The organism is Pseudoxanthomonas mexicana (assembly GCF_010093385.1).
GTDB classification, from domain to species: Bacteria; Pseudomonadota; Gammaproteobacteria; order Xanthomonadales; family Xanthomonadaceae; genus Pseudoxanthomonas_A; species Pseudoxanthomonas_A mexicana.
In genome coordinates, this window is the sequence record NZ_PDWV01000093.1 from 1 (window position 1) to 6,519 (window position 6,519).

Below are 6,519 nucleotides of genomic sequence, written 5' to 3' on the forward strand. Positions count from 1 at the left end.
GCGAGCCCACGCGCTGCAGGGCTGGCTTCATCACTACAACTGGCATCGACCACATGCCAGCCTTGGCTACAGGCCACCCATCACCCGAATCCCACTGAACAACGTGGTGGGTTTACACAGCTAGGCGGTGACCGCACGGATTCGGATACGCCAGCCCCGTCGTCCCAGCGAAAGCTGGGACCCATCCTGCCGTTGCTTTTCCTTTCGCGGATGAAGCGTCAGGCGGCCTGTTCCTCAGCGCGCTCGACCATGGTCTCGGCCATCTGGCGCCAGCTGGGCAGCTGGTCCAGAACGCCCAGCGACTTCAGGTAGCTCTCGTCCACCGGCTCGTTGCTGGCCAGTGCGCCGGCCACATGCACGGCACCGGGCACCCAGAAGCTGCGCAGGCTGGAGCGCTGCGGCTGGCGATGGAATGCCACCGCCTCGACGATGGGCATCGGCAGGCCCCACAGGCCCAGCAGGTAGGCGCCGGCTTCGGTGTGGCCCGGGCGGTCGTCGTCTTCGGCCACCGGCGTGTCGCGCTCGTCGCGCACGCCCGGCAGCAGCAGGCCGATGTCGGCCAGCAGCGCCGCTGTGGCGCCGAGTTCGGAACTGGTGCGTGGCAGGATCTTCGCGGCCAGGCGCGAGGCCAGCAGCGCGCGGTGCTGCAGGGCGGTGCGGTCCACGCTGGAGGCAGTCTTCATCGAGAAGACTTCGCTGGCCAGCACCAGGTCGCGCAGCGTGCCCAGGCCCAGCCGCGTGACGGCCGCGCGCAGATCGGTGATCGCGCGCCCGTTGGAGAAGTAGGCCGAGTTGCACAGCTGCAGCACCTTGGCGGCGATGGCCGGATCGCCCGCCACCAGCTTGGCGATGTCGTTGGCGGTGCCTTCATCCTCTTCCAGCGCACGTGTCAGCGCGAAGTACAGGTGCGGCGGCGACGGCAGGTGTTCGACCCGGCCGATGGCGCGGCGCAGGCGTGGACTGTCCAGCAGGTCGCGCAGTTCTTCCAGGCTGTGGATCGCCTCCAGCACGGTTTCCGACGACAGCGGCAGCGGCAGGAAGCGGTGCGCCACGCCGATCAGCTTGATCGGGGCGGCCAGGCTGTCGGTACTACCCTCCAGCAGCGCGATGCGGATGGTCTCGGGACGCAGCGTGCGGATCTGCCCCAGCAGCGTGGCCGGCGGCAGGTCGGCCAGCGCGGGCCCCACCATGACCACGTCGACCGGGCCGTTGGCCACCGCGAACATCGCCGACTTGCCGTCGGCCACCGTTTCCACGGTCCACTCGTCTCCCATGTCGCCGATGTAATCGGACAGATCGTCAGGCAGGCAGGCGGTATCGCCAACGTACAGAATGCGCAAAGCACTTCCCCTTGTTTCGTGCAACCTTCAACACGCGCCCTGCTCGCAGGACACGGACCGGATGAAATCTAGCAAGGGTGTCGGCCGCGACGGCGCATTCTTGAGGCGCGATGCGGGGAATGCGCAGTCCTTCACACTCCGCTGTCGGTGGATCCCCGACATGCGGCCCTTCAGAAGCGCAGCTTGCCCAACAACTGCGGCCCCCGGTTGTCGAGATTCAGATTGCCGTCGAAACGGGAGCGTGTGAAATCGAGATCCACGTGGTTGTAGTTGTAGCGCAGCGAAAACCCGAAGCGCTCCCATGGGAAGTACTCCAGTTCCACCTGCGCATCCATCGCATCGCCAGCGACGTTGCCGCCGTTCTTGCGCGTATAGGCCAGGGACGCCCCCCAGCGCCATCGCGCGGACAGCACATGGGCGTACTGCGCACGCAGCATCGGCGCCCAGGCGTCTTCGGACAGGTCGTTCGCGTACGCCACCGGTGTACCGCCGACGGTGGCCGCCGCATCCAGGTCGGCGACGATGTCGTAGCGTATCGCGCCCAGGCCGATGCCGAAGGCGCGCTTGCCGTCCTGCAGGAACATCCAGGTGTACGACACACCGGTGACATCCAGGTCCAGTCGGCCGGTGAAGGCGGCATCGACCGGGTACGTGCTGTCGCCGATCTCCAGATCGCGATCCAGGAAGCGCGCGCTGGCGTCCTCGTAGTCATAACCGAACGCATCCAGCGTGTGGTGGCGCGCCTGGCCGAAACTCCCGCCGATGCGCCATGCCAATGCATCCTGCTGGTCGACGAATCCCAGGTCACGCTGGAAATTGACGTTTGTGCCGAGCGAACCATCGCTGGCGTCCCACCGCGTGTCCAGGTCGTGATCGGCCCGGTAGTGCCCCGCTGCCAGATAGAAGCGATCCACTGCAGGAAGCGTGTCCTGCGCAAGGACAGGGGATGGCAGGCCTGCGCAGACCAGCAGCCCGAGGACAGCGATACGGTGCATGGGACGGCTCCTGTGCGGAGAACAGGGGGTACGTCATCATCGGCAGCCCGACCCGGCCAGCATCCGCCGGAGGCCAGGGACGGTCAAGCTGTATCGCGGGCGAACGGCGGCTGCGTTTCCGTTCCCCCACTCGCCGGCTGCGCAAGATGCAGCAGCAGGTGCGCCAGCGTCACCACGTCCTGGAAGTTGTGCTGCAGTACCCGCCGCAGCAGGCCGGCATCGCCGCCGCGCAGGTACTGCAGCCACGCGCCGGGCGCTTCCGAACCGGGGAGGTCGTCTTCGCGCACGATACCGAGCGCGCGGCGCTCGATGGTCGCCAACCGGCAGTTCTCCCAGACGCCGCGGTAGCGGCGGCGCGTGGGGAACAGCAGGTCGAGGTGGTCGATGCCGGCCAGCGGCGAGCCCTGCCGCGCCAGCCGATAGCGTGCGGCAAGCAGCGGCGCGTCGTAGCAGCGGCCGTTGTAGCTGACCAAGCGCGTGTCCTCCGCCAGCCAGCGCGAGAATTCGCGCAGCATCGCCGGCTCGGCCGACAGGTGGGTGATCAGCAGCTGGCGCACGCGCAGGCCGCCGGGCACGAAATCCGACGCCCCCACCATGAAGGCGCGCGTGCCCGTGCCGCCGGACAGTCCGGTGGTCTCGGTATCGAAAAACAGCATGTTGGCCGTGGGCAGCACGCCTGTCCGCGCGAACGTACCGTCGACCTGCGTCCCAACCCCGTCGAACGCCAGGACCTGTTCCAGTCGCAGCAGACCCGGAGCGATCTCGTCGCCCGGCAGCGCGCGATCGCAGGCGCGCGCGGGAACGGAGGGTTGCGAGCGCTCGCGGATGCCCAGCATGCGACGCAGTGCCGGCAACGGGTCATGCGCCGGCGGCAACGGCGCGGATGGCGACACGCCGCTACCGTGCCCGGCCTGGCGACGCAGCCGCTGCAGTTTCTCCAGGCTGACGCTCATGCGGCGTCCAGCAGCTGCAGCACGCGTGCCGCCAACGTACGCGGCGTGGTTTCGGCGTCCTCGTCGTTGGCCAGCACCGGACCGACACAGGCCGGGCACCCTGCCCGGCAGTCGCAGGCCGAGACCAGTTGCGCGGCGCGCTGCACCAGTTCGCGCTGCCGTCGCCACAACGGCTCGCTCAGACCGATGCCGCCGGGGTAGTTGTCGTACAGGTACGCGGTGGGCACGAAACGGTCCCCCGACACCGGCGACAGCACCTGGCTTTCGGTGCCGCGCAACTGGCCACGCCCCTGTGCATCCGGCAAGGCGAACCAGGCACCGTCGCCATCGCCTACCGCCTTCTGCAGGTCGCGTCCTTCGGCCATCACGGCGACGGTGGCGGCGATGTGCAGTGCGTACGCTGCACCGAGGAAGCCGTCCAGCGCGTCCTGTCTCGACTCGAAAGCCGATTCCAGCAGCGCCGGCGGCAGTTGCCACCACACGCTGGTGGTATGCATCTCCTGGTCGGGCAGGTTCACCGGGCCATAGCCGATGTTCTCGTGGGTGTAGTAGCGGATCTTCTTGTATCCGGCCACCCGCCGTACCACGTGCACCTCGCCGTGGTGGCAGGTACCCTGCCCGGCGATGCAGCCATCGAAGCGCTCCAGCACCTTGAGCTTGGTGTAGTCGATGGCATCGGTGTAGTAGTCCACGTGGGTGCGGGTGACATAGGCCTTGCGCCCTTCCCAGTCCAGCCGCTCCACCTGGTAGGGCGTGGACTGGATCATGTGGATGGCCCCCTCGTACAGCGTCAACGGCACGCCGCTGAAATCGACCTCGGCGATGATCACCTGGCGGCCATCGGTGCGATCCACCACGACGAAGTTGCCGTCGGCCACCGAGCGCAGGCTGACCGCATTGGCCGGATAGCTGTCGGCGATCCACTCGTAACGGTCGCCTTCGCGATGCACCACGCTGTCCTCGTCCAGCAGCTGCAGGTAGGGCGTCGGATCGACCGGCCCGAACGGTTCTCCGGCGAGGAACGGCAGTTCGAACGCGGCGCAGCGCACGTGGTCCAGCAGGATCATCGGCTGGTCCGGCGCGATACGCGCATGCTCCGGCGGGCTGTCGGCGAAGAACTCGGGATGCCGCACCACGTACTGGTCCAATGGCTGCGAACTGGCCACCAGGATGCCCAGCGACGCCTGCTGCCGTCGCCCGGCGCGTCCGAAGCGCTGCCACGTTGCCGCGATGGAGCCCGGATAACCGTTCAGCACCACCGCATCCAGGCTGCCGATGTCCACGCCGAGTTCCAGCGCCGAGGTGGAGACGATGCCGTCCACGCGCCCGTCGCGCATTGCACGCTCGGCCTCGCGCCGTTCGGTGGGCAGGTAGCCGCCGCGGTAGGCGCGGATGCGTGCCGGCAGTCGCGGATCGCTGTCGAACACGTCCTTCAGGTACTTGGTCAGCACCTCGACCATGGTGCGCGACTGGGCGAACACCAGCGTCTTCAGTCCGGCCTTGATCGCCAGCCTTGCGATGCGGTTGCTCTGCGAGCGGGCCGACGCGCGCAGGCCCAGGTCGGGATTGACCACCGGCGGATTCCACAACAGCACATGCTTCTCGCCCACCGGCGCTCCGGACTCGGTGATGGCGTGCACCGGCAGTTCCAGCAGCGCTTCCGCGTGCGCCTGCGGATTGCCGATGGTGGCCGAGCAGACGATGAACTGCGGGGTGGCGCCGTAGAACGCGCAGACCCGCTTCAACCGCCGCAGCACGTTGGCGACGTGGCTGCCGAACACGCCCCGATACGTATGCACTTCGTCGATCACCACGTAGCGCAGGTTCTCGAAGAACTGCGCCCACTTGGTGTGGTGCGGCAGGATGGCCTGGTGCAGCATGTCCGGGTTGCTGACCACGATGTCGCCATGCAGGCGGATGGCCTGGCGGGCATCGCCCGGGGTGTCGCCGTCGAAGGTGAAGGCCTTCAGACCCAGGTCGCCGGCCTTGCTCAGATCCAGCAGCTCGGCCACTTGGTCCTGCGCCAGCGCCTTGGTCGGGAACAGGTACAGCGCCTTGCCCTTGCGCGACAGGGCCGAGGCGACCACCGGCAACGTGTAGCACAGCGACTTGCCGGAGGCCGTGGGCGTGACCACCGCCAGGTGATCGCCGCACTGTGCATGCCGCCACGCCTCGGCCTGGTGCGAATACAGGCGTTCGATGCCGCGGCTGCGCAGGGCCATGGCCAGTGCGGCAGGCAGATCGTCCGGCAGCGCCTCGTAGCGTCCTTCCCGCGCAGGAAGGACGAACTGCCCGGTGACGCGGTCGCGGTACTTGCCCGCCAGCCGTTCGGCCAGCGCGCGCCCATCGGCATGACGTGCGGGGAGGAGTGCGGCCTCATCGGCCTGGCGTCGGATAAGCGCGGTCTGGGCGGGCATGTCGGGCTCTCGTGGAGCGGCGTATATGACGCCGCATGCGTCTCAACGCCTGAGACTGACCGCCGGCTGATCGCATGTCCCCGCCTCAGCTTTGTGATCTGCGCTTGAAGAGATTTCTCACCCTTGGGTAACGGTTGGCGCGATACCACTGCCGGCATAACCGGAGAATCTGCATGGACCCCCACCTCTACCACGCACATCTGGACACGCTGCGTCAGGTGCCCCGCTCCCCCGTTCAGCAGGACGATGAATTTGCCGCTTTCACCGCGTACGACTATGGCCGGCGCAGGCGCCTGCATCCTGATGTCGCCTGGGAGGATGCCTGCCGTGCCTATGCATTCGCGGCCGCGTCGCACGCCGGGCATGCCGGCACGCTCGACCTGGACACCGAACTCCAGCTGGAAGACCACTGGGACCGTCTGCGTGGCGACGGGGGCCCGGAATGGCCGGTGGCGCGCACGCTGCTCCGCGAGACGTGGCGCTGGCTGGACGAGCATGGCCATGACCATGACCGCATCGCGCAGGCAGTGCGGCACTGACGGATCCGTGGGAAGACGACGAACGGTTGGCCGTTCGTCGTGCGGACGGTCGTGTTCCTTGGCGCAGGGGCGACAATAACGACAAGAACCGGCAAGGGCGTTGACCACGCGCCTCCTTGGGGAGGAAGGGTGACGCGTTGCCACAGGGGGCCTTGCGACAGCATCCGCTGCCGCGAAGGGCAGACGCAGGCGGCTGTCATGGCATTGCAAGCCGCGTTTCATCCGACAGGTCCACTCTCGGCCAGGTCTTGCACCATGGAGGGAAGCCCATGCCC

6 protein-coding genes are annotated in these 6,519 nt (G+C 67.8%); 2 read left to right on the top strand and 4 right to left on the bottom strand.

Translation table 11 applies throughout. From position 1 onward, the window contains the following. Nucleotides 1–124, top strand: a 124-nt coding sequence (locus CSC76_RS18505) for an integrase core domain-containing protein (protein WP_162111429.1), incomplete at its 5' end; no start/stop codon positions are given. Between the two features lie 94 nt (nt 125–218). Here CSC76_RS18505 and CSC76_RS18510 read toward each other — a convergent pair. The 4 genes from CSC76_RS18510 to CSC76_RS18525 all read right to left on the bottom strand — a co-directional run bounded on the left by CSC76_RS18510 (nt 219) and on the right by CSC76_RS18525 (nt 5,705). Beyond that, nucleotides 219–1,340, bottom strand: a complete 1,122-nt coding sequence (locus tag CSC76_RS18510; protein ID WP_238395096.1) for an HDOD domain-containing protein — start codon at nt 1,338–1,340, stop codon at nt 219–221. A 170-nt stretch (nt 1,341–1,510) separates the two neighbouring features. Continuing rightward, nucleotides 1,511–2,335, bottom strand: a complete 825-nt coding sequence (locus CSC76_RS18515) for a hypothetical protein (RefSeq protein WP_162111430.1) — start codon at nt 2,333–2,335, stop codon at nt 1,511–1,513. An 83-nt stretch (nt 2,336–2,418) separates the two neighbouring features. Continuing rightward, nucleotides 2,419–3,288, bottom strand: a complete 870-nt coding sequence (locus CSC76_RS18520; RefSeq protein WP_162111431.1) for a ribonuclease H-like domain-containing protein — start codon at nt 3,286–3,288, stop codon at nt 2,419–2,421. After that, entirely contained in the window at nt 3,285–5,705 is a 2,421-nt protein-coding gene (locus tag CSC76_RS18525; protein WP_162111432.1) for a DEAD/DEAH box helicase, read from the bottom strand. Before CSC76_RS18525 ends, CSC76_RS18520 begins: the two co-directional genes overlap by 4 nt. Before the next feature lie 173 nt (nt 5,706–5,878). On the opposite strand from CSC76_RS18525, the gene CSC76_RS18530 reads away from it, so the two are divergent. Further along, nucleotides 5,879–6,244, top strand: coding sequence for a hypothetical protein (locus CSC76_RS18530; RefSeq protein WP_162111433.1), 366 nt, complete (start codon nt 5,879–5,881; stop codon nt 6,242–6,244). Nucleotides 6,245–6,519: the final 275 nt, after the last annotated feature.

Bases quoted from the DNA above. Each gene is read 5' to 3' on its own strand.
- CSC76_RS18530 (WP_162111433.1), top strand. From the start codon at position 5,879: ATGGACCCCCACCTCTACCACGCACATCTGGACACGCTGCGTCAGGTG.
- CSC76_RS18520 (WP_162111431.1), bottom strand. From the start codon at position 3,288: ATGAGCGTCAGCCTGGAGAAACTGCAGCGGCTGCGTCGCCAGGCCGGG.
- CSC76_RS18515 (WP_162111430.1), bottom strand. From the start codon at position 2,335: ATGCACCGTATCGCTGTCCTCGGGCTGCTGGTCTGCGCAGGCCTGCCA.
- CSC76_RS18525 (WP_162111432.1), bottom strand. From the start codon at position 5,705: ATGCCCGCCCAGACCGCGCTTATCCGACGCCAGGCCGATGAGGCCGCA.